18 protein-coding genes are annotated in these 21,842 nt (G+C 64.8%); 1 reads left to right on the top strand and 17 read right to left on the bottom strand.

The genetic code is table 11. The features are described 5' to 3' along the window. Window positions 1-725: 725 nt before the first annotated feature. Entirely contained in the window at window positions 726-1,733 is a 1,008-nt protein-coding gene (waaC, locus tag BMW76_RS19035; protein ID WP_090867793.1) for a lipopolysaccharide heptosyltransferase I, read from the bottom strand. Between the two features lie 296 nt (window positions 1,734-2,029). On the opposite strand from waaC, the gene BMW76_RS19030 reads away from it, so the two are divergent. After that, window positions 2,030-3,397, top strand: a complete 1,368-nt coding sequence (locus BMW76_RS19030) for a chloride channel protein (RefSeq protein WP_090867791.1) — start codon at window positions 2,030-2,032, stop codon at window positions 3,395-3,397. A 333-nt stretch (window positions 3,398-3,730) separates the two neighbouring features. On the opposite strand, the gene BMW76_RS19020 is transcribed toward BMW76_RS19030, so the two are convergent. The 16 genes from BMW76_RS19020 to BMW76_RS18945 all read right to left on the bottom strand — a co-directional run bounded on the left by BMW76_RS19020 (window position 3,731) and on the right by BMW76_RS18945 (window position 21,542). After that, window positions 3,731-4,042: a YXWGXW repeat-containing protein gene (locus BMW76_RS19020; protein WP_090867788.1), complete on the bottom strand. Its 312-nt coding sequence runs from the start codon at window positions 4,040-4,042 to the stop codon at window positions 3,731-3,733. A gap of 297 nt (window positions 4,043-4,339) precedes the next feature. Further along, complete coding sequence (gene minE / locus BMW76_RS19015; RefSeq protein WP_090867786.1) at window positions 4,340-4,594, bottom strand: cell division topological specificity factor MinE; 255 nt, start codon at window positions 4,592-4,594, stop codon at window positions 4,340-4,342. Window positions 4,595-4,609: 15 nt separating this feature from the next. Beyond that, window positions 4,610-5,425 (bottom strand): septum site-determining protein MinD, encoded by an 816-nt coding sequence (gene minD, locus BMW76_RS19010; RefSeq protein WP_090867784.1) that lies wholly within the window; start codon window positions 5,423-5,425, stop codon window positions 4,610-4,612. 89 nt (window positions 5,426-5,514) lie between these two features. After that, window positions 5,515-6,327, bottom strand: a complete 813-nt coding sequence (minC, locus tag BMW76_RS19005) for a septum site-determining protein MinC (protein WP_090867782.1) — start codon at window positions 6,325-6,327, stop codon at window positions 5,515-5,517. 219 nt (window positions 6,328-6,546) lie between these two features. Beyond that, window positions 6,547-7,095 carry a GNAT family N-acetyltransferase gene (locus BMW76_RS19000; protein WP_090867780.1) on the bottom strand — a complete coding sequence of 183 codons (549 nt, stop codon included), beginning with the start codon at window positions 7,093-7,095 and terminating at the stop codon, window positions 6,547-6,549. A gap of 294 nt (window positions 7,096-7,389) precedes the next feature. Beyond that, a complete protein-coding gene (map, locus tag BMW76_RS18995; RefSeq protein WP_090868000.1) occupies window positions 7,390-8,175 on the bottom strand; it encodes a type I methionyl aminopeptidase in 786 nt (261 codons plus the stop codon). A 241-nt stretch (window positions 8,176-8,416) separates the two neighbouring features. Next, complete coding sequence (locus BMW76_RS18990) at window positions 8,417-9,013, bottom strand: PqiC family protein (RefSeq protein WP_090867778.1); 597 nt, start codon at window positions 9,011-9,013, stop codon at window positions 8,417-8,419. Beyond that, window positions 9,010-10,608, bottom strand: coding sequence for a PqiB family protein (locus tag BMW76_RS18985; protein ID WP_090867776.1), 1,599 nt, complete (start codon window positions 10,606-10,608; stop codon window positions 9,010-9,012). Before BMW76_RS18985 ends, BMW76_RS18990 begins: the two co-directional genes overlap by 4 nt. Next, window positions 10,605-11,957, bottom strand: coding sequence for a paraquat-inducible protein A (locus BMW76_RS18980; protein ID WP_090867774.1), 1,353 nt, complete (start codon window positions 11,955-11,957; stop codon window positions 10,605-10,607). Before BMW76_RS18980 ends, BMW76_RS18985 begins: the two co-directional genes overlap by 4 nt. Then, window positions 11,954-13,525, bottom strand: a complete 1,572-nt coding sequence (locus BMW76_RS18975; RefSeq protein ID WP_090867998.1) for an efflux transporter outer membrane subunit — start codon at window positions 13,523-13,525, stop codon at window positions 11,954-11,956. The genes BMW76_RS18980 and BMW76_RS18975 overlap by 4 nt, the downstream gene beginning before the upstream one ends. Window positions 13,526-13,592: 67 nt before the next feature. Next, a complete protein-coding gene (locus BMW76_RS18970) occupies window positions 13,593-16,844 on the bottom strand; it encodes an efflux RND transporter permease subunit (protein ID WP_090867772.1) in 3,252 nt (1,083 codons plus the stop codon). 39 nt (window positions 16,845-16,883) lie between these two features. After that, window positions 16,884-18,245: an efflux RND transporter periplasmic adaptor subunit gene (locus tag BMW76_RS18965; RefSeq protein WP_090867996.1), complete on the bottom strand. Its 1,362-nt coding sequence runs from the start codon at window positions 18,243-18,245 to the stop codon at window positions 16,884-16,886. Between the two features lie 23 nt (window positions 18,246-18,268). After that, complete coding sequence (locus BMW76_RS18960; RefSeq protein ID WP_090867771.1) at window positions 18,269-18,745, bottom strand: YMGG-like glycine zipper-containing protein; 477 nt, start codon at window positions 18,743-18,745, stop codon at window positions 18,269-18,271. Window positions 18,746-18,983: 238 nt separating this feature from the next. Then, window positions 18,984-19,370, bottom strand: coding sequence for a response regulator transcription factor (locus BMW76_RS18955; protein ID WP_090867770.1), 387 nt, complete (start codon window positions 19,368-19,370; stop codon window positions 18,984-18,986). A gap of 61 nt (window positions 19,371-19,431) precedes the next feature. Continuing rightward, window positions 19,432-20,175 carry a response regulator transcription factor gene (locus tag BMW76_RS18950; RefSeq protein WP_090867994.1) on the bottom strand — a complete coding sequence of 248 codons (744 nt, stop codon included), beginning with the start codon at window positions 20,173-20,175 and terminating at the stop codon, window positions 19,432-19,434. Window positions 20,176-20,201: 26 nt separating this feature from the next. Next, window positions 20,202-21,542, bottom strand: coding sequence for a two-component system sensor histidine kinase NtrB (locus tag BMW76_RS18945; RefSeq protein WP_090867768.1), 1,341 nt, complete (start codon window positions 21,540-21,542; stop codon window positions 20,202-20,204). Window positions 21,543-21,842 lie beyond the last annotated feature (300 nt).

Below are 21,842 nucleotides of genomic sequence, written 5' to 3'. Positions count from 1 at the left end.
TAGCCGCCGCCTTCCGGCACCACGATACAGCCACTCAGCGATGCAGCCAGCAGCGCGCCCGTCACCAGAGCCAACATCAAGCGTTTCACGTTTTTCTCCCTTTGAGTCAGTGTCGTTATTCGAGCGAACCCCGAATGACCTCGATTGAACACGAACCCGTCAGCGACGAGCGTTGCAATTTGTAAGCGTCCACTGGGGTTGTGTTACACGGGAGAAAACGCTTCGCGACGCGCCGTGCCGTCATCCAGCCGGCAATCCGTGCGTCGGGACCTGACCCAATCCGCATGAAGACCGCCCGAAAAGGCTCGGCAAGCATGCCGAAGCGCGATCGATGCCTCGGCTGAACCAATGGCCCAAGCGCGTTGGTCCGAAGGGAGCGCCGACGCCAAATGAAAAGCGACAGTTTTAACAGCCGTGTAATGGGAGAAAGCGGTGGCGAGCGGGGCGGGCGCGAAGCAAACGGACGGCGGCAGCGGACGAACAGCCGCGAAACCGGCATAGAACGGCCCCCTCAGGCCGCCGAAAAAATCAAGAACCGGTTGAACTTGTCCGTGCCCGCGTTGTCTCTACGGATGTTGTAACGGTTTGTTCTGCAGGTTTCCTCTCGGTCCGCGCTTAAGGCGCGGGCTTTTCAGAGGCGTTTCGCGACGGCGTCCGAAATTGGGCGAACTGCGCGTGCGCCTCTTTTCTTTTTTGCGGGCCAGCCTGATCCACGCGAACAGGCCTCAGGCCGCGGCGACGGACTTTCCATGTCCGTCCAACGCCATCGGGTCCGTGTGCACGTGATCGATGGCTGCGAGCGCCTCGGCGATGGGCGGCACCGAGTTGCCATCCCCAATCGATACCGACCGGAACGGCACGTTGTTGCCGAAGATTTCGCGCGACGTCGCGATGAAGATCATCACCGTGCGCTTCTGGAGCGCGTGCGCGAGATGGACGAAACCGGTGTCGACGCCGATCACGAACTCCGACGCCGCGATCACCTGCGCGATTTCAGTGACGCTCAGCCGCGGCAGCAGTTCCGCGCCTTCCACCTGGTTGACGATGGCGAGGCCTTCATCCCGCTCGGCAGTCGATCCCCACGGCACGGCGACGTAAAAGCCGCGCCGCACGAGATCGCGCGCGATCGCGATCCAGTGATCGGCTGGCCACTTCTTGTCGTCCTTCGACGCAGCGTGGAACAGCATCGCGAGCGACCGGCCGCCCGTGTCGACGAGCGGCTTTGCGGGTGCGGGAATGTGCAGGTTGTGGTCGGCGGGGCCTTCGAGCGGGTAGCCGAGCGCCGTGCTCACCGTCTCGCGCATGGCGTTCCAGGCGTTCCTGTCGCGCGGCGGCGCGAAGCGGCCGTTGTAGGCGAACGCGGCGCCCCGCTCGCCCAGGTCTTTCGACCGGTAGCCGAGCCGTCGCCGCGAACGCGAAAGGAACGAGATGATCGCGCTCTTGTAGACGCCGTGAATATCGAGAGCGAAGTCGTAGCGGTGCGCGCGCAATTCGCCGATCGATTGTGCGATGGCCTTGAAGTCTCCCCAGCGGCGCGCCTTCTTGAAACGGCGCAGCGGCGCGCAGAGCACGCGGTCGACGCCGGGGTTCCAGCGGACGATTTCCGCAAAGGACTCGTCGACGGCCCAGTCCACCTCGACGCCCGGAAACGCGCGCTTGAGATCCGACACGATGGGTTGCGCCTGTATCACGTCGCCCATGGAGGTGACTTTGACGATGAGAATTCGCTTCATTGATTGCCCATTGAGCCTGCGCGATCGCAATCGACAATTTTAGCCCAGATCAAAAGATTTGCCTGAAATGTGCGCAGCAGGAAATCTTGCTGGAGCGCTCTGCCGTTACCGGAGGTTACGGGCCTTGACACACGGTAGCCGCCGCCCGGCGCCCGCCAGGCATCGTGCGGGCTCGCGGTTGTCGCTGTTCTTTTTGCATCCGTGTCGAGCCCATCCCGAACCCACATCGCGCCCTTTCGCGGCGCCGGCGCTGCTCGCGCCGCTATAATTTGCGCTTTGCCCTTCGCCCGACTCCCATGTCACGGACACCCATGCTGTCCTCGAGCATCGGCCGGCGCGTACGGCGTCTATGGCGCCAGTACGGCATCTTCTGGCTGGGCGCGATCGCCGTCGGCCTGACGGCCGTCTTTTATGCGCGGCTGATCGATCTGGGCTACAACGCTTTCCTCGGTCTGCAGAAGCAGCACTGGTGGCTGCCGCTAGTGTTGACGCCCGCCGTCGGGGCCGCATCCGTGTGGCTCACGCGGCGCTTCTTTCGCGGCGCGGAGGGCAGCGGCATCCCGCAGGTCATCGCGACGCTGCACACGAACCCGGGCGCAGCCGGCGCGCGGCTGCTGACGTTCCCCATTCTGCTCGGCAAGATCGCCGTTTCGTTTCTGGCGATTCTCGGCGGTTTCACGATCGGACGCGAAGGGCCGACCGTGCAGGTCGGCGCGGCGCTGATGTTCAACCTGCGCCGCCTCTATCCGCGCTCGAACGCGCAGATCGAACGGCAGCTCGTGCTGGCAGGCGCGGCGGCGGGTCTGTCGGCGGCGTTCAACACGCCGCTTGCCGGAATCGTCTTCGCCATCGAGGAGCTCACGCGCAGCTTCGAGGCGCGCGCGAGCGGCGTGCTGATCACGGCGATCATCATCGCGGGTATCGTCGCGCTCGGCCTGAACGGCAACTACACGTACTTCGGCACGATCGATATCGGCGCGCACTTCCCCGATCTGTTCGCAGTGGCCGTTGTCGTCACGGGCATCGTCACGGGCATTGCAGGCGGCGTGTTCGGCTGGCTGCTGCTCAACACCGCGCGCTGGATCCCCGCGCCGCTGCGCCAGTTGCATGCCGAGCGGCCGGTCGCCTTCGCCGCGTTGTGCGGCGTCGTGATTGCGCTGGTCGGACTGATCTCGGGCGGCACTACTTTCGGCAGCGGCTATGCGGAAGCGCGCGGGCTGCTGTACGGCAGCGAGCATCTGTCGGTGTTTTATCCGGTGTTGAAGCTGGTGTCGGTGGTCGGCTCGTATCTGCCGGGCATCCCGGGCGGGATTTTCGCGCCGTCGCTGTCGATCGGCGCAGGCTTCGGCAATGTGCTGCACATGCTGTTCACCGACATGCAATTGCCGATGCTGATCGCGCTTGCGATGGTCGGCTATCTCGCCGCTGTGACGCAGTCGCCGATCACGTCGTTCGTGATCGTGATGGAGATGATCAACGGCCATGCGCTCGTGATTTCGCTGATGGCGACTGCGCTGATTTCGAGCCGCGTCGCGAAGCTGTTTGCGCCGCCTTTGTACGAAGCGCTTTCGATGCGCTATATGACACCGCTGCCGGCACCCGCCGCTTCGCCTGAACTGCCTGCGGAGCGTTCCGAGTCCGAAACGCACGATGAACGCGAGTAGTTAGCAACCGATAGCACCGCGCGCAACAGCAACAGGCTCGCGAAAAAATCGGGCGCCGTCCCATGCGGAACGCGCGCCCGACCTCCCACAACGTCAATACACGACGACGCCCATCGGGTGATAGTAGACAGGACGTGCCGGTACGACGACGCAACCGGCCAACGTGACCGCCAGCACGGCGATCGCGAGCAAGGTCCTTTTTCTCATGTGATGACTCCCTTGATGGTTGCGTAAGCGCGCGCTCGGGCGCGTTCGGGCAACGGACATCGACGTGCCGCACGCGATGAAATCAACGCGCGGCATCGGCATCCGCTTGATGTGTCATTCAGCCGATCAGACCCAGTGGCCCTCGACCCAGCGCCAGTTCGGACCATGCGCGACCCAGTGGCCAGGCATCCAGTGATACCCGACGCGCTGTACCTGCCAGTGACCCGGCACCCACGCGTAACGGCCGTGGCTCCAATGCCAGTGACCCTTGTCCCATGCGTAGCCCGCACGCGGTGCGGGGACGGCATCGAAGCGCTCGACGGGCGGCGCGCCCGGCGCCACGACAACGACTTCGGCAGCCGATGCGGACGCGACGACGGACAAGCCAGACACCACGAGCACAGCGGAAGCGGCGAGCAGACGAATCGATCGGTTCATGTTTTCACCTCATGTGTCAGCGCCGGATGATGGCGTTGTCCGTTCAATGCGCGAGGTGACGAAGGGGCTGACAGAAGCCGTGTTACGGCATGCCGTCAAGTGCAACGGTTTATTTCGAGGAAGCTTGAGAAGAAGCGCAGAAAGAAGCGCAGAAGAAAGCGCGCAATGAAAATGCCCGATGGAAACTCACGATGGAACCGCACGCCGACGACGCGCGAAACGCAGACACGAAAATGCGCGCCACCGTATGACGATGGCGCGCATCACGCGATAGACGAAGCTGAAGCTACGGACCGATCAGGCCTGTGGAATCTCGATCTTGACCTCGAGCACTTCGAGATCGTCGTGGCGTTCGAGATTGACGCGGATATCGTCGTCCGAGATCTTCACGTACTTCGAAATCACGGCGACGAGTTCACGTTGCAACGCGGGCAGATAATCGGCGGGCGCGCGGCCACCGACGCGCTCATGCGCGATGATCAACTGCAGGCGTTCCTTCGCTACCGACGCGGATTTCTTCTTCTCGCCCAGCAAAAACGAAAGAATCGACATCAGGTGCGCCCCCCTTTACTTGGTGCCGAAGAGGCGCTGCAGCAGGCCCGGCTTCTGGTAATCGACAAAGCGAAGCGACTTCTCCTCGCCGAGGAAACGCGACACGACGTCCTTATAGGATTCCGCGACATCCGTGCCGTCCATGTGCACGGCGGGCAGGCCCTGGTTCGACGCGTGCAGCACGGCTTCCGATTCCGGAATCACGCCGATCAGTTCGATGCGCAGGATTTCCTGAATGTCGCTGAGCGACAGCATCTCGCCTTCGCTGACGCGCTTCGGGTTGTAGCGCGTGATCAGCAGATGCTCCTTGATCGGGTCCTTGCCTTCGATCGCGCGCTTCGTCTTCGACGACAGAATGCCGAGAATGCGATCCGAGTCGCGCACCGACGACACTTCCGGGTTCGTCACGATCAGCGCCTCGTCGGCGAAGTGCATCGCGAGCAGCGCGCCCGATTCGATACCCGCCGGCGAATCGCAGACGATGTATTGGAAGTCCATCTTGATCAGATCGTTGATCACCTTCTCGACGCCTTCCATCGTCAGCGCATCCTTATCGCGCGTCTGCGACGCGGGCAGGATGTAGAGGTTCTCGCACTTCTTGTCCTTGATCAGCGCCTGGTTCAGATTCGCTTCGCCCTGGATCACGTTGATCAGGTCGTACACCACCCGGCGTTCGCAGCCCATGATGAGATCGAGATTGCGCAGGCCGACGTCGAAATCGATCACCGCCGTTTTCGAGCCGCGCAGTGCGAGACCCGACGCGAAACTCGCGCTGGTCGTCGTCTTGCCTACGCCACCCTTGCCCGAAGTCACCACAATGATTTTTGCCATTACCCTTTACCTTGTGTTCGTCAATTCGTCTATTGAGCCCGGCGGTAGTTCCATCGCGCGACACACGCACTGCATGCGCGGCCCACGCGTCAGGTGAGCCGCAGCGGTTCGATCATCAGTTTTTCGTCTTCGAGCCAGATCTGCACCGGCTTGCCGTACACGTCGGCGGGCAGCGGGGTTTCCGTCGTCCGGTAAATGCCCGCGATCGAGATCAGTTCCGGTTCGAGACACGTGCAGAAAATGCGTGCGTCGTGATTGCCGTGCACGCCCGCGAGCGCGCGGCCGCGCAACGGCGCATAAATATGGATATTGCCTTCCGCAATCACTTCGGCGCCGTTGCTCACCATGCCGAGCACGACGAGATCGCCCTTCGCGTAGATGCGCTGACCCGAGCGCAGCGGCTTGTCGACCACCATCGTCTGCGACGAGATGCGCACGGGTTCGGCAGCAGTTGACGGCGCCTGCGCCGGCTCGCGCGCCGGGCTTTCGGCCACGGGAGCTGCGCTTTTTTCCGCAGCGCTCTTTTGCGCTACGCTCCTGCCTGCTTCATTGCCCGCTGCGTCGCCCGTGCCTTTGCTTGCGCGCGGATCGCGCGCGTCGAGCAGCGGCAGCCCCGCTTCGTTCGCCCACGCGTGCTGCACGCTGTCGGCGACGACACCGATCGGCCGCATGCGCACGCTGTCGAGCAGCTTCGCGATGTCGGCGAGCGGCACGCGTTCATTCTCGGCGAGACGGCGCACGTCGATCGCAACGGTATCGTTGGCGAAGAATTCGGGCGTCGCCTCGAAGCGCCGGGTCAGTTCGGCACGCATCTCATCGAGGTTGGTCGTCTTGACGACAAACAGCAGCGTGTCGACCGCGCCACTGCGCAGTTCAAAAAATGGCGATTTCCTGGGCGACATAGCGTTCGGCAAAAAATTTTGCGTATTTTACAGGCGTCCAGGCGAACGGTGAGCTTTTTTGCCAATAAGTCTTCACGCGACAGCCAAATGCCGCGTGCGCGCCAGATCGGCGCGGGACAGATCGGCAAAAAGCGTCAAGAACGAGCGGCGGAAGATGGGGATGAAGCCAGCCGGAGCGCGCTGAACAGGCGCCCCGCAAAGCCGTCGTGCATGAGGCGGCTAACCAGGCGCGTCGGTATCGCCGGCCGGTGCCGTGTGTTGCGGCACATGCCGCACGAGCAGTGTCTGAAACTGGTCCGGCGCGCGCGGAATGCGCTCGCGCTCGCCCGTCGGGCCGAAGCCGAGCCGCTCGTAGAAGCGCATTGCGTTGCGGTTCTCGTCGGCAATCCACGCGTAGATCTCCGTCGCGCCGCCTGCCGCGAGCCAGTCGCTCGCCGTGTTGACGAGAAGCTCGCCACCGCGCAGATGCCGCACGGCTGGCGCCACCCACAGCTCGCTCACGAACGCGCGGTGCGGCGCAGCGTCTTCGAAGCAGGCGCCGATCAGCCCAGCAGGATGACCTTCCGTGTAGAGGATGAACGACGTGGACGTGGTCGACGCAGCATGCCGCGCGGCCGTCTGTTCGAACGTGGATGCGTCGGCCAGCATCGCTTCTTCCAGTGTTTCGTCGAATGCGTAAGGCGCTTCGCGCAGTGATGCGGTACGAAGCTCACGGAAGACGGCACCCTGATCGGCTGCGATGCGGCGAACAGTCAGTGAAGGACTCATGCGGTGGAAATCCCTTGAAATCCCTTATGTCATCCGGGGTAAAGCGTTAGGGCGTAGCTTCAACCGAACGGGCGCGAGAGTCAAATCTTTAATTCGGCGCAGTGCGGGCGAGCGCGCATGGGTTGGCAGCCGACAACAAGGCCGGCGTGCCTACGCCCGTTTTTGTGCATTGCGTCGAGCGCACTGCGCGCTGGCCGTCCGCTCAGCGCTTTCCGCGCGCAACGATGCCAGACGCCAGATGCAAGACACCAGATGCAAGACGCGAGCCGGCCCGTACAGCGCGATGCGCGCGCGTCAGGGCGCCTCGTAGCGCCCCGTGCCGTCGGGCCAGGGCGTGAGCAGTTCGTAGCCGTCGTCGGTGATGGCGATCATGTGCTCCCATTGCGCGGACAGCGAACGGTCTTTGGTGACGACCGTCCAGCCGTCGCGCATCACCGTCGTGCCGGCACGGCCCGCGTTCACCATCGGCTCGATCGTGAACACCATGCCCGGCTTCAGGCGCACGCCCTGCCCCGGCTGGCCGTAGTGCAGCACCTGCGGGTCCTCGTGATACACCTTGCCGATGCCGTGTCCGCAGTAGTCGCGCACGATCGAGAAGCCTTCGCGCTGCGCGACCTTCTGGATCGCATGGCCGACGTCGCCGAGCGTCGCGCCCGGCTTCACCTGGCGGATGCCCGCGAGCATCGCTTCGTAGGTCGTGTCGATCAGTTGCCTCGCGAGCGCGCTCGGCTCGCCGACGGTGTACATGCGGCTCGTGTCGCCGAAGTAGCCGTCCTTGATGACGGCCACGTCGATGTTGATGATGTCGCCGTCCTTGAGAAGCTCGCTGCGATCAGGAATGCCGTGGCACACGACGGAGTTGACCGACGTGCAGATCGTCTTCGGAAAGCCCATATAGCCGACGTTCGCGGCAATCGCCTTCTGCGTGTTGACGATGTAGTCGTGGCAGATGGCGTCGAGTTCGCCCGTCGAGATGCCGGGCTTCACGTGTTCGCCGATCATCGCGAGCACGTCGGCGGCGAGCCGCCCGGAAATGCGCAAACGCGCGAGGTCTTCGGAAGTCTTGTAGGTGATGGCCATGTCGGAAAAACGTGGGCGGCACGCAGCGCGCGGCGCGCGCAGGCTGTGCGATCGGGCGATCGTGCTGGCGCGCCGTCTTGCGTTGCCGGCGCTGGACGCGGCCCGCATTGCGGCCCTGCGTCCGGTTGTCGATCAGTCCATTGTACAGAGTCTGTCCGCGAGGCCGGCCCGCACTACGCGCCAAACCCTACCCCAAACCCCACGCCACGCCATGCACTCGCAACGTTCGTCACGCGAGCGCTCACCCCGGCGGCGAACGCCGGATCGCCCCCGCGATATCGCGACTCACCGACGCCAGCGCCCGGCTGTGCGCCGCCACGAGCGCCGCCTCGTCCGCGCCCTGCACTTGTTCGCGCACCGTCGAGCGGCCGGTCAGCAGCGCCGTCTGGCCAGCGAGGCGCACGGTCCATAGCGCGTCGATCGCGACGGCCTCGCCCGGCATCGAATCGAACTGCACGATATCGACGCGCACGCGGCACGCCTCCGTGCCCGCCACCGTCTGCGACGACACCGACACACGCTGCGAGCCGAGCAGCCGCGACAGGTCGGCGGCGATCACATCGGCGACGCCGCTTTTGAGCGGCTCGCCCCAGCGCGCGTATTCGTTGAGCCTCACCTCGTTGCCCGACACGCGCGTCACGAGCTGCGGCCGGTCGACGAGTTCCGGCACCGTCACGGGACCGACCACCACCGACATGGACAGCGGCGAGCCCGTGCTTTCGAGCGTCGCGTCGGAGCTCAACGTATAGAAGTTCGAGCGCGGCGAACCGCATGCGGCCAGCACCGCGGCTGCCGCGACGCAGACGCACGCGCCGCGCGAGAGCTTCGATCGCTTCACTTTGCGTCCCCCGGTTTGCCGCGCAGCAGCGCTTCGGGATGCTGCTGCAGATAATCGGACAGCGCGCGGAACGATGCCGCCGTGCGCGCGAGCTCGCGGATCGCGTCGCCCGTGTCCTGCTGCAACGCCGAATCGGGCTGAAGCGCGCTGTTCGCCGTATTGAGCGTGGTCTGCGCGGCCGACAGCGCGCTCTTCGCCTGCGGCACGACCTGCGTATTGAGGCTTTGCAGCAGCGCGCTGGCATTGGCGAACGTCTGCTGCGTGTTCTTGCCGATCTGCTCGAGCGGCAGCTTGTCGATGCGCGCGACGATCCGGTTGACCGAGTCCTGCAGCGATTGCAGCCCGCTGGGCTCGGTCGGCAGTTCGGGCGGCGTGCGGCTCCAGTCGATCTTCGCCTGCGGCGCGTGCTGGAAGAAATCGAACGAGATGTACAGCTGGCCCGTCAACAGGCTTCCCGTCCTGAGTTGCGCGCGGAAGCCGCGCGACACGAGGTAGTCCGCCACTGCTTTCGGGTCGGTTACGAGGCGTCCTTCGGATGGCTCCTCATGACGCGCCGTGAAGCGCTCCGGATAGAACTTGATCTCGACAGGAATGCTGATCTCCTTCGTCACGGGGTCGAAGCGCGTGTAGATGCCCGATACTTCGCCGATCACGATGCCCCTGAAGTCGACGGGCGCGCCCACCGTCAGGCCGCGCACCGACTGCTTGAAGTCGAGCACGTACGTATCGACGATGCGGTCCTGCACCTTCAATGCTTCCGTGCGCGTCGGGAACAGCGTGAACGACGTGCGCACCTGCGCTTCGGGCTCAGTGAGCGACGACGAAGGCGTTTCGAATGCGAGCCCGCCGATCAGGATCGACACCAGCGATTGCGTGTTGATCTTCACGCCTTCCGTGCCCAGCGAGACGTCGATGCCGCCCGCCTCCCAGAAGCGCGAATCGCTCTTCACGTATTGGTCGTAGGGCGCGTTGACGAAGATATGCAACGTCACGCCGCCTCCGTTCTTGTCCAGTTCGAACGACGTGACCTGGCCGACGCGCAGGCGCCGGAAATAGACGGGCGAACCGACGTCGAGCGACGCAAGGTTCTCCGCGTGCAGCACGAACTCGCGGCCCGGCACGTCGCTCGCGAACACGGGCGGCGTTTCGAGCCCGACGTAGGCGCGCCGCTCCTGCTTCGCATGGCCGATGTCCATGCCGATGAACGCCCCCGACAGCAGCGTGCTGATGCCCGACACGTTGCCGCCCGCGATGCGCGGACGCTCGACCCAGAAGCGCGTATCGTCGACCAGCATGTCGGTCGCGTCGCGCGTCAATTCGGCTGTGGCGACCACGTTCTTGTAGTCCCGCGAAAGCGCGACCTTCTTTACCACGCCGATATCGACGTCCTTGAACTTGATCTTCGTCTTGCCTGCTTCGAGCCCTTCACCCGTCTTGAACTGGATCGTGATGGTCGGACCTTGCGACAGCACGGCCTGCACGGCAAGCCAGATGCCGATCAGCACCGCAACGACGGGCACGAGCCAGATCCACTGGATGCGCCATCGCTTGCGCGGCACCGCGACAGCGTCGGGCAGATCGGGCGGCCTGCTCATTGCGTTTCCCTCGTATCCCAGATGAGCCGCGGATCGAACGACATCGCGGCGAACATGGTCAGCACGACGACCGCGCCGAACGCAATTGCAGCGGGACCGGCGCGCACGGTGGCGAGCGCATCGAATTGCACGAGCGCCGTGAGCACGGCGATTACGTAGATGTCGAGCATCGACCAGCGCCCGACCAGCTCGACGATGCGATAGATGCGCGCGCGCTGATCGGGCTGCCACGTCGAGCGGAAGTTGGCCAGCAGGGCGAGAAAGCTGATCGCGAGAATCTTCAGCATCGGCACGGCGATGCTCGCGATGAAGACCAGCACGGCAAGCGGCCACGAACCGGACGTCCACAGATAGACGACGCCGCTCATGATCGTGTCCTTCTGCGCGCCGAACAGCGAGCTCGTATCCATCACGGGCAGCACGTTCGCGGGGATGTAAAGAATTACCGCCGCGATCAGATACGCCCATGTTCGCGCGAGACTATCGGGCTTGCGCAAGTGCAGATGCGCTCCGCAGCGCGGGCAATGTCCGGGATGGGCGTGCAGACGTACGGGCGCATGCACGTTCGCGTAGTCGCGCGCGTCGCGGTCTTCCGTGGGCGCGGCGCGCGTGAGCAGGCCGCAGTCGTGGCATACGCACAGGCCGCAGGCCGCTGCCGTCGCGGCAGGAAACGGCGTGTTGCTGTCGAACCCGGGACCGGCGTCGGGCGTCCCTTCGAGACGCGTCCACAGATCGCGCGCGTCGAACGCAGACGCGGCGGCCGCGAGCATGAGCATCAGCGCGCCGAACGACCACAACGCCGGGCCCGTCACCACCGACGCGATATGCGCAAGCTTCACGAGCGCGACGAGCAGGCCGAGGATCAGCACCTCCGTCATGCCCCACTCCTGCGCGATGCGCAGCGTGCGAAACACGGCGTCCGCGCGATACGGCGTGCGCCCGAGCCGCAGCGGCAACATCAGCCACACGAGGCCCAGCGCCTGGCAGGCGGGCATCAGCATCGTCGTGATGAAGATCAGCGCCGACAGCGGCCACATGCCGTCCTCGTACAGAACGCGCACGGCGCCGAACATCGTCGTTTCGACGAGATCGCCGTTCACCGCAAGCCCGACGATCGGGAACGCGTTCGAGATGATCCATAGCGCGCAGGCCGCGAGCGCATACGCAAGCGTGCGATCGAGACCGTTCGCATGACGCCGATAGAGCGTCGCGTGGCAGCGGCAGCAACGCATCACGCCTTCGGGCGGGACGTCGCTTTCGCGCTGGAGCAGATCGCATTCGTGGCACGCGATCACGGGCACCGTCCGAGCCGCGTGCCCGAGATAGCCGGAAGACGTTGCGTCGCTCATTTGACGTCCGCCGACGCCGCATCGGCGGGACGGGCGGCGTCGCTCGCATGCGCCGGCTGTGTCGATGCCGCCGCGTGTGTCGCGTGTGTCGCTTCTGTCGCTTGTGTCGCTTGCCCGGCTCGTGCCACTTGTGTCACTTGTCCCGCTTGTGCCGCTTGCGTGGTGAGCCCTTCCGCGTCGACGACCCAGCCGCCGCCCATCGCCTTGTACAGGTTCACATACGACACCAGCACACCCGCCTGCGTCTGCGTCTGGCTCAGCTGCGCATTGAAGAGACTGCGCTCGGCATCGAGCACTTCGATATAGCTCGTGTACCCGCCCTCGTAGCGCAGCCGCGCAAAGTGCGCGTAACTGGCGAGCGCATCGACCTGACGTCCCTGCACGTCGAACTGCTCACGCAGCTTCTGCGACGAGATCAGCGCGTCGTCGACTTCCTGGAACGCGACCTGGATCGCCTTGCGGTACGAATACAGCGCCTGCTGCTGCACCGCCTCGGCCTGCTTCACCTGGCCCGTGATCGCGCCGCCCGTGAAGATCGGCTGCGTGACGGCGCCTGCGAACGACCACACGCGCGTCGGCCCCGTGAAGAGCTGCGAGAACTGGCCGCTTTGCGTGCCGAACAGACCCGTCAGTGAGATCTGCGGGAAGTACAGCGCCTTGGCCGCGCCGATCTGCGCGTTCGCCGCGATCAGGTCCTGCTCTGCCTGGCGCAGGTCGGGCCGCCGTTCGAGCAGATCCGATGGCAGCCCCGCGGGCACCGCGGGCGCCACGAGTTCGGCGAGCGTGCGTCCACGCAGGATATCGCCCGGATTGCGCCCGAGCAGCACCGACAGCGCGTCCTCCTGCTGCGCGATCTGCGCCTCGATCTGCGGAATCCGCGAGCGCGAGTCCTCGTATTCGGACTGGCTCTGCGCGAGCTCCATCTGCGAGACCTCGCCGCCCTTGAAGCGCAGCTCGAACACGTGCACGGAATCGGCGCGGCTTTCTGTGGTCGCCTTCGCGATCTCCAGTTGCCGGTCGAGGCTGCGCAGGTTGATATACGACGACGCCACCGATGACACCAGCGTCAGAATCGTGCCGCGCTTCGCTTCCTCGCTCGAAAGCAGGCTCGCGCGCGCGGATTCCGTCAGCCTCCGGTTGCGGCCGAACAGGTCGATCTCCCACGACGCCGACAGCGCCGCCGTGTACGTGTTGAACACGGGGTTGTTCACGTTCGCGAGCAGCGGCGAACCCGTCGGCAGACGCTGGCGTTCGGCGTCGAAGCTCGCGCCGATCTGCGGCAGCAGCGCCGCACGCGTCGTGACGAACTGCCCGAGGAACTGGTCGACGCGCGCCGCGGCGACCTTCACGTCGTTGTTGTTCGCGAGCGCTGCCGTGATCAGGTCGTTCAGCACGGGATCGTCGAACTGCTTCCACCATTCGGTGTTCGCCACATCCGACGCGTAATTATCGGGGAAGCGATACGTCGCGGGCACGTCGACCTGCGGGCGCGAGTAGTTCGGTCCGAGCAGGCAGCCGCTCAGCGCGAATGTGCACACCACGCACGCGAGCGCGCTGGCGACGGGCATAGGCGAAGTGCGGCGCAAAGGGCGCAAGCGGCGCACACGGAGCAGAGGAAGCGGAACGCGGCGCATGTCAGTCGCCCTCGCGTGGAGCGGACGGCGTGATCGTCGGTCCGCCCGTGCCCGCCGGTCCGGGCACCGAAGGCGGCACCTTCGTCGAAGCAGGCGGTGCCTGAGGTGAAGCAGGCGGCGTCTCGCCCGTTTTCTTCTTGCCGCTCTTCTCCGACATCGATTCGAGCGCCCAGAAGAACATCGGGATGAAGAACACGGCGATCGCCGTCGCGCCCAGCATCCCGCCGATCACGCCCGTGCCGATCGAATGGCGGCTGTTGGCCGATGCGCCCGTCGCGATCGCGAGCGGCACGCAGCCCAGAATGAACGCGAGCGAGGTCATCACGATCGGGCGCAGCCGCTCCTCGGCCGCCGTCATCGTCGCGTCGAACACCGACTTGCCCGCCTCGCGGTTGATCACCGCGAACTCGAAGATCAGGATCGCGTTCTTCGCCGCGAGCGCCACCAGCATCGTGAGGCCGATCTGGAAGTACACGTCGTTGTTGAGCCCGCGCAGCATGATCGCGAGCAGCGCGCCGAAGAGCGCGAACGGCACCGCCATCAGCACGCCGAACGGCAGGCTCCACTTCTCGTACTGCGCCGCGAGGATCAGGAACACCATGATCAGCCCGAACACGAACACGAGCCCCGACGTGCCGCCCGACTGCTTCGCTTCGAACGCCTCGCCGCTCCACGCGATGCCGTACTCCGACGGCATCGACACAGCGAGTTCTTCGAGCGCGCTGATCACCTGGCCCGATGCATAGCCGGGCGCCGCGTTGGCGGTGATCTTCACGGCCGGGAAGTTGTTGAAGCGCGTGATCAGGTCCGGACCTGTCACGTAGTGCGACGTCACCACCGACTTGAGCGGCACCATGCTGCCCGACTTGCTGCGCACGAAAATCTGCGTGAGGTCTTCGGGCTTCAGCCGATACGACGGCTCGGCCTGCAGGATCACCTGCCACAGGCGGCTCGAACGGTTGAACTGCGATACGTACAGCGAGCCGAACATCGTCTGCATCGCGCTGTAGACATCCTCGACGGGCACGCCCAGTGTTTCGGCCTTGTCGCGGTCGACATCCACCAGCAGTTGCTGCGAGTCCGCGTTGAAAGTCGACGTGACGCCCGTCAGCTCGGGGCGCTGCTTGGCCCGCGCGACGAAATCGTTGACGACGGCGGCGAACTGCGCGATGGTCGCGTCGCCCTTGCTCTGGATCCACATCTCCGTGCCGCCCGTGGTGCCGAGACCGGGAATCGACGGCGGATTGAGCGGCACGACGATGCCCTCGCGGACCTGCGACAACGCTTTGTAAGCGTCGACGAGCACGGCGCGCGCGTTCTGCGTGCGGATGTTGTCCGACTTGTAGCGCTCGTCGAAACTCTTGAAGCCCACGAAGAAGGTCGACGAGTTGTTCTTGTTCTGGCTGTCGAGAATGCTGAAGCCGTCGACGGTCGTGATGCTGCCGACGGCCGGCTGCTTCATGAAGTACTCGGACACGCGGTCCGACACCTGCCCCGTGCGATCCAGCGACGCCGCATCGGGCATGATGACGGCGCCCAGCAGATAGCCCTGGTCCTCGGGCGGCAGGAATGCGGTCGGGATCGAGCGCATCATCACGACGGACAGTACGATCATGCCGGCAAAGAGCAGCAGCGCGATCACGAAGCGCTTGATGATGACGCGCACCGCGCGCGTGTAGCCCGCCGTCATTCGCGCGAACTGGTTGTCGAACCAGCGGAAAAAGCCCTTCTTCTCGTGATGCCCCGGCTTGAGCAGCAGCGACGCGAGCGCAGGCGACAGCGTGAGCGCGACGATGCCCGAGATCACCACCGAAATCGCGATCGTGATCGCGAACTGCTTGTACATCTGACCGGTGATGCCGCCGAGAAACGCCACGGGCACGAACACCGCGCACAGCACCAGCACGATTGCGACCACGGGGCCCGCCACTTCATCCATCGCCTGCTTGGCGGCTGTTTTCGGATCGAGCTTGTGCACCGTCATGTTGCGCTCGACGTTCTCGATCACGACGATCGCGTCGTCCACCACGATACCGATTGCGAGCACCATGCCGAACAGCGTGAGCATGTTGATCGAGAAGCCGAGCGCCTCCATCCCCATGAACGTGCCGACGATCGACACGGGGACGGCGAGCACCGGAATCAGCGTCGCGCGCAGGCTCTGCAGGAACACGAACACGACGATCACCACCAGCACGACGGCCTCGAAGAACGTGTGCACCACGTCGGAGATCGACGCTCGCGTGAACTCGGTCGTGTCCATCGCGATCTCGTAGTCGATGCCCTCGGGGAACGACTTCTTCATCTCGGCGAGCGAGGCACGCACCTGCTTCGATACGTCGAGCGCGTTGGCGCCCGGCTGCTGGTAGACGGCGAGCACAGTCGCGGGCTTGCCCTGGAAGCGGCTGCGGATCGAGTAGTCCTTCTGGCCGAGCTCGGCGCGCCCGATGTCCTTCAGGCGCACGATCGCGGCGCCCCCGCTCTGCGCGCGGATGATGATGTTCTCGAACTCGGACGGCTCGGTGAGCCGCCCCGATGTGGTGACGGCGAACGACTGCTCGACGGCGGCACCCGTCGGCGACTGGCCGAGGCGCCCGACCGCGAACTGCTGGTTCTGGTTGGCGACGGCGCGCTGCACGTCGGCGGCCGTGATGCCTAGCTGCGCCATCCGGTCGGGGCGCAGCCAGATGCGCATCGCGTAGTCGGGCGTGCCGAAGATGCTCGACTGGTTCGCGCCGGGTATGCGCTTGAGCGCATCGAGCACGTAGACGTTCGCATAGTTCGCGATGTACGTCGCGTCGTAGCGCTCGGTGGGCGAGTAGATCGCGATCACCATCATGAACGCCTGCGACTTCTTCTGCACCTGCACGCCCTGCGCCGTCACCGATTGCGGCAGTTGCGGCAGCGCGAGGTTCACGCGGTTCTGCACGTCGACCTGCGCGAGCTCGGGGTTCGTGCCGATCTGGAAGTACGCATTGATCGTCAGGTTGCCCGTCGACGAGCTCGACGAGCTCATGTAGATCATGTTGTCTGCGCCGTTGACCTGCTGCTCGATCGGCGCGGCGACGTTGTTGGCGACCACGTCGGCGCTCGCGCCCGGATAGGTCGCGGAGATCGTGATCTGCGGCGGGGTGATGTCCGGATACTGCGCGGTCGGCAGCGCGAGCATCGTCAGCGCGCCGCCCAGCGTGATGACGATCGAGATGACCGAGGCGAAGATCGGACGGTCGATACAGAAGTGAGAGATGTTCATCGGATCGGTTGCGCCGAACGGCGTCGGGTCGTCATCGGATCAGGGACTTGCGCTGGTGCTCGTTCCGCTGCTGCCGGGATGCGCCTGCGTCTGTGGTTGCGCTTGTGTTTGTGGTTGCGTTTGTGGTTGCGCTTGTGCTTGCGCCAGCGTCGATGCCGGCGCCGACGCCGCCGCGGCAGCAGGTACGGATGCGGGCGCTGGAGCGCCTGGCGCAGTGGGCGCGCTCACCACCTTGATCGTCGAATCCGACGACACGCGGATCGCGCCATCGACCACCACGCGCTCGCCCGTTTTGAGGCCTTCGTTGACGAACCAGTCGTCGCCGTGCCAGTCGCCGACGTCGATCACACGCTGATGCGGCTTCCCGTTCTGGTCGAGCACCCACACGAAGTGGCTCTTCGCGCCCTGCAGCACCGCGCGCTGCGGCACGAGAATCGCGTTGGGCCGCACGGCGCCCGACACCTTCGCGCGCACGAACTGGCCGGGCTTGAGCGCGCCTTCGGGATTTCCGAATACGGCGCGCACGAGGAAGGTGCCCGTCTCCTGGCTGAACGCGGGGTTCGTGAAGTCGATGCGCCCCTGCTGCGGATAGATCGAGCCGTCGGCGAGTATCACCGTCACGTCGAACTGGTTGCCGGGCGGAAAGCGCAGCAGGCCTTTCGTGACCTGCTCGCGATAGCGCAGCAGCTCGTTCTCCGAGATGCTGAAGTTCACCCACATCGGATCGAGCTGATAGACGTAGGTGAGCAGCCCCGACTGCGTGGGCGTTACATAGCTGCCGTCCTGCACGCGCGCAAAGCTGGAGAGGCCCTTGAGCGGCGAGCGGATCGTCGTGTAGCTCAGGTTCAGTTCGGCTGTCTGCACTTCGCCCTGAGCGGCGATGACAGCGGCTTCGGCCTGCTTCTCGTTGCCCGTCGCATCGTCGAGGTCCTTCTTGCTCAACGCGTTCTGCGCGGCAAGCGGGACCACGCGCGCGAGGTTCTGCTTGGTCACGAGCAGACGCGCCTGTTGTTGCGCGAGCGCGCCCTTGGCCGTTTGCAGCGCGGCCTCGAACGGCTTGCGGTCCATCACGAACAGCACCTGGCCGGGCTGCACGAGCGCGCCTTCCGTGTACATGCGCTTCTCGAGAAAGCCCTCGACGCGCGCGCGGATCTCGACCTCGCGCGAGCTTTGCGTCTGCGCGGTGAATTCGAATGCGACGGGTGTTTCCTTTTGCGAGACCGTGACCACCGTCACCTCGACGGGTGGCCGGGCTGCCTCCGCGGGGGCCTTTTTGCAGGCGTTGAGAGAAAGGACGCACACGAGCGCCGACGCCAGCGCGATACGCGGCATCAGGCGGCCCGCGCGCCGCACGGCGGCAAAGTCCGCCCCGAACAACGCACCTTGCGATCGACAGTTCATCGTGGCCCCCTTCGATCGCCGCGTCATTGCACCGTATATCCGCGTCCGTTCATGCATGCTGCGAGCGCGCGGTTCCATGTGGCCATCTGCTGCGATGTCTGCTGTTGAGCGGCCTGCTGCTGTTCCTGCGCGGCGGCCGCCTGACGGCGCTGCCGCGAGCCGCCCACCACCGTGCCCGCGATGGCGCCTGCTGCCGCTCCCTTGCCGGCGTCGCCCGCGATCGCGCCGATCGCCGCGCCCGTCGCCGCGCCGCCTGCCGCGCCGCGCAAGCGCTGTCCCGACTGCTGGGGCGGCGGCGGTTGATTCGCCGAGTTCTGCGCGAGCACGGCGGGATTGACGCCCGTGTTCTGCGTCGCCCAGCTCTGGCATTGCGACATGTCATTCGCCTGCTTCTGCTGGCTTTGGCCCTTGGCCGGATAGAAAATCGGCTGCTGCGCCGATGCAACGTCCGCCAGCAACAACGCGGCAAGCATCCATGTGACAGGAAGCGCGTATTTCATGATCAATCTCTCCATGTCGATACGATTGCGCCCGTGGCACGCGTTGCTCGCGCATCGCGCGGCGGACGAATCCAGATGCGCCAGTCGGCCTGGCGACCCCAATGCAATGAAGTGTGGAATCCGGCCATGGCAAAGACAATTGGACCTTGGTCCAATACCCTTTTTTGGCCGCGTGGAACTCGCACGCAAGCGCCTGCACGCAAGCGTTCGACGCCATTTAGTCGCGCGGGATGAACTGTCATAGCGGCGCAGCGATGCCGAGCACGGCACACACTGTCCTGATGAAAAGCACGTCGTTGAATGGCTTGCGCAAATAAGCCTTCGCACCCGCCGCAAGCGCGGCTTCGCGCACGCCCGCGTCGTCGTGGGCCGTGATGAAAATGACGGGCACGGTGCTGCCCGCCAGCCGACCCTGGACCTCGATCCCGTTGGAGCCGGGCATTTGCACGTCGAGTATCACGCAGTCGGGGCGATACGCAGGCGTGGCCGACAGCACGTCGAGAAACGCATCGCCACTCGCGTACGTGTCGGCCGAAATCCCGACGGAGCGCAACAGACGCTTGATCGCCCTGCCCACCGACGCATCATCGTCGACGACGACGACGAAGGGTTTGTCTGTGCCCATTCTGAATAGTCCATTGACCGGCCACGCGCACGCAGCAATGCGTGAACGCTTCAGCAATAGACTATGAGACTGCGGGCGCCTGTGGTATTGGACCTTGGTCTCGTATCCGCTCGCGGGCGGCCTCGTGCGCAGCGTGAGGTGCGCTCGTATGAGGTGCCTGCGAACTGAAGGGATTGCGTGTGACAGTTGCGACGGCGATCTTGTCGGCGATGCGCACGAGCTCGGCGAGCGAATTGACTTCCATCTTCTGCATCACGCGCGCGCGATGCGCCTTCACGGTTTTCTCGACGGTACCGAGTTCGCATGCAACCTGCTTGTTCAGACGGCCGAGCACGATGAGATTCATCACTTCGCGCTCGCGCACCGTCAACCGTCCGACGCGGCTGAGCAGCACTTCGAGCTCGTGCATCGCGTTCGACACTTGCACCGAATGCGCGAGCGCCTGTTCGATCGCGCGCAGCAGGTCATCGTCGCGCACGGGCTTGGTGAGGAAATCGGTCGCGCCCGCCTTGATTGCGCCGACCGTCATCGCGATGTCGCCGTGCCCCGTCAGAAAGATGATGGGCAAGCGCTCATCGAGTTCGCGCTGCAATTCGAGCCCGCTCAGATCGGGCAACTGCACGTCGAGCACCACGCAGGCCGGCGCATGCGCGGCGCACGCGTGGTCGAGAAACTCGCGCGCCGAACCATACGCCTCGACGCCGTAGCCGGCGGATCTGACGAGACGCGTCAGCGCGCGGCGCACCGACGGGTCGTCGTCGACGACGTAGACGAGCGCGGGCACTTGCGTCGCGACTTCGCTCATCGTGCCGTTCGTCCCGCTCGTCTCGCTCATGACGCCCCCTGCGCAACGCCCGCGTTGCATGCGTCTCGCGATGCTGGCAACGCGATATAGAACGTCATGCCCTGATCCGCATTGGTCTCGGCCCACAGGCGGCCGCCGTGCATCTGCACGATCGAGCGGCTGATCGACAGACCGAGCCCTAGCCCCTGCGGCTTCGACGTGACGAACGGCTTGAAGATGCATTCGAGCTTGTCGGGCGTCAGTCCATGGCCGCGGTCTCGCACGGCGGTGCGGACCATGCCTTCGCGATCGAGTTGCGCAAAGAGTGCAACCACGCGGCTGGGCGCATCGCACTCGCTGACGGCATCGAACGCGTTGAGCAGCAGATTGAGCAGCACCTGCTGAAGTTGCACCCTGTCGCCGCGCACGGGCGGCAGTCCGTCGTCGATCACATGCGACAGATGAATGCCGCGCGCGACGGCATCGCTATGTACGAGCAACGCCACATCGCGCAGCAATCCGCCTGCATCGAGATTCGCGAGTTGCTGCTGCTCTTCCTTCTTCACGAATGCGCGCATCCGGCGTATCACTTCGCTCGCGCGGCCGCTGTCGTCGACGATGTCCTTGAGGATGTCGCGCACTTCGGCAAGATCGATCGGCTCCTTGTCCATGAAGCGCTGCGCGGCCTGGCCGTTGCTGAGGATGGCCGTCAGCGGCTGATTCAGTTCGTGCGCAAGCGATGCGGCAAGCTCGCCCATCATCGATACGCGCGTCAGATGTGCAAGCTCCCGGCGATTGCGTTCGAGCTCGAAGCGCTCGGTCATGTCGGTGATGAACGCGACGGTCGCGCCGCGTCCTTCATAGCGGATCGCGCTCGTCGCGATCTCGACGGGAAACTCGCTGCCGTCGCGGCGAAGCGCGCGCAGATTGCGCGTGGCGGTTATGGCCGAACGGCTCGCGTTCGGCGACGCGTTCGTGGCGGCGCGGCTCTCCTGCGACAGCGCCGGCGCGACGAGGCCAATACACGCGCCGCTCAGCACGCCGTGCCGATAATCGAGAAGCCGCTCGGCCTGCGCGTTGGCGAGCACGATCACGCCGTGCTCGTCGAAGACGACGGATGCGACGGGCAAACAGTCGAACACGTCGGCAAGTTCGGTCATCGTGCCGGGCGGCCGACGCGCGACGGCAAAGAAACTGCCCATGCCGCGCGTCGTGCGCAAATGCGCGACAGCGTCCGTCACGCGATGAAGCACCGGCGCAACGGATACGCCAGTGCGCGTATGCGCGAATGCCGCCTCGCGAGCGGAAGCGACGCGGCGCGGATGAAGCGACCACCAGATGACAATTGCAGCCACCGCGACCGTGACAGCAGAAATGGCGATGTGCATGGCTTACCGTTCCTCAAGGCGTTTGCACCTGAAATGCCGCGGCAGGTGCGGACGTCTTCGTTGTTGTGCGCGATGCAACGGGTGCGACGGCGCGGGAATCGGGCGCGCAACGGCTCACCTTCACGAATAACGCTGCGACTATGTATTACTAATGCATTCCATCGTTCAATGAATGCAATGACATGAAGCAAAAAAGAACCGCACTACAGCGATCGCTTCATACGAATCTTCATATGGACTGCAAATATCCGGCGAAGCGATTTCGCCGACAATTGCAATTAAATTTTTACTCGTTCATCA

Source organism: Paraburkholderia diazotrophica, from assembly GCF_900108945.1.
GTDB lineage: Bacteria > Pseudomonadota > Gammaproteobacteria > Burkholderiales > Burkholderiaceae > Paraburkholderia > Paraburkholderia diazotrophica.
Note: the sequence above shows the minus strand (reverse complement) of the source record. Positions and strands in the feature narration are given on the sequence as shown.

Bases quoted from the DNA above. Each gene is read 5' to 3' on its own strand.
- waaC (WP_090867793.1), bottom strand. From the start codon at position 1,733: ATGAAGCGAATTCTCATCGTCAAAGTCACCTCCATGGGCGACGTGATA.
- BMW76_RS19030 (WP_090867791.1), top strand. From the start codon at position 2,030: ATGTCACGGACACCCATGCTGTCCTCGAGCATCGGCCGGCGCGTACGG.
- BMW76_RS19020 (WP_090867788.1), bottom strand. From the start codon at position 4,042: ATGAACCGATCGATTCGTCTGCTCGCCGCTTCCGCTGTGCTCGTGGTG.
- minE (WP_090867786.1), bottom strand. From the start codon at position 4,594: ATGTCGATTCTTTCGTTTTTGCTGGGCGAGAAGAAGAAATCCGCGTCG.
- minD (WP_090867784.1), bottom strand. From the start codon at position 5,425: ATGGCAAAAATCATTGTGGTGACTTCGGGCAAGGGTGGCGTAGGCAAG.
- minC (WP_090867782.1), bottom strand. From the start codon at position 6,327: ATGTCGCCCAGGAAATCGCCATTTTTTGAACTGCGCAGTGGCGCGGTC.
- BMW76_RS19000 (WP_090867780.1), bottom strand. From the start codon at position 7,095: ATGAGTCCTTCACTGACTGTTCGCCGCATCGCAGCCGATCAGGGTGCC.
- map (WP_090868000.1), bottom strand. From the start codon at position 8,175: ATGGCCATCACCTACAAGACTTCCGAAGACCTCGCGCGTTTGCGCATT.
- BMW76_RS18985 (WP_090867776.1), bottom strand. From the start codon at position 10,608: ATGAGCAGGCCGCCCGATCTGCCCGACGCTGTCGCGGTGCCGCGCAAG.
- BMW76_RS18980 (WP_090867774.1), bottom strand. From the start codon at position 11,957: ATGAGCGACGCAACGTCTTCCGGCTATCTCGGGCACGCGGCTCGGACG.
- BMW76_RS18975 (WP_090867998.1), bottom strand. From the start codon at position 13,525: ATGCCCGTCGCCAGCGCGCTCGCGTGCGTGGTGTGCACATTCGCGCTG.
- BMW76_RS18970 (WP_090867772.1), bottom strand. From the start codon at position 16,844: ATGAACATCTCTCACTTCTGTATCGACCGTCCGATCTTCGCCTCGGTC.
- BMW76_RS18965 (WP_090867996.1), bottom strand. From the start codon at position 18,245: ATGAACTGTCGATCGCAAGGTGCGTTGTTCGGGGCGGACTTTGCCGCC.
- BMW76_RS18960 (WP_090867771.1), bottom strand. From the start codon at position 18,745: ATGAAATACGCGCTTCCTGTCACATGGATGCTTGCCGCGTTGTTGCTG.
- BMW76_RS18955 (WP_090867770.1), bottom strand. From the start codon at position 19,370: ATGGGCACAGACAAACCCTTCGTCGTCGTCGTCGACGATGATGCGTCG.
- BMW76_RS18950 (WP_090867994.1), bottom strand. From the start codon at position 20,175: ATGAGCGAAGTCGCGACGCAAGTGCCCGCGCTCGTCTACGTCGTCGAC.
- BMW76_RS18945 (WP_090867768.1), bottom strand. From the start codon at position 21,542: ATGCACATCGCCATTTCTGCTGTCACGGTCGCGGTGGCTGCAATTGTC.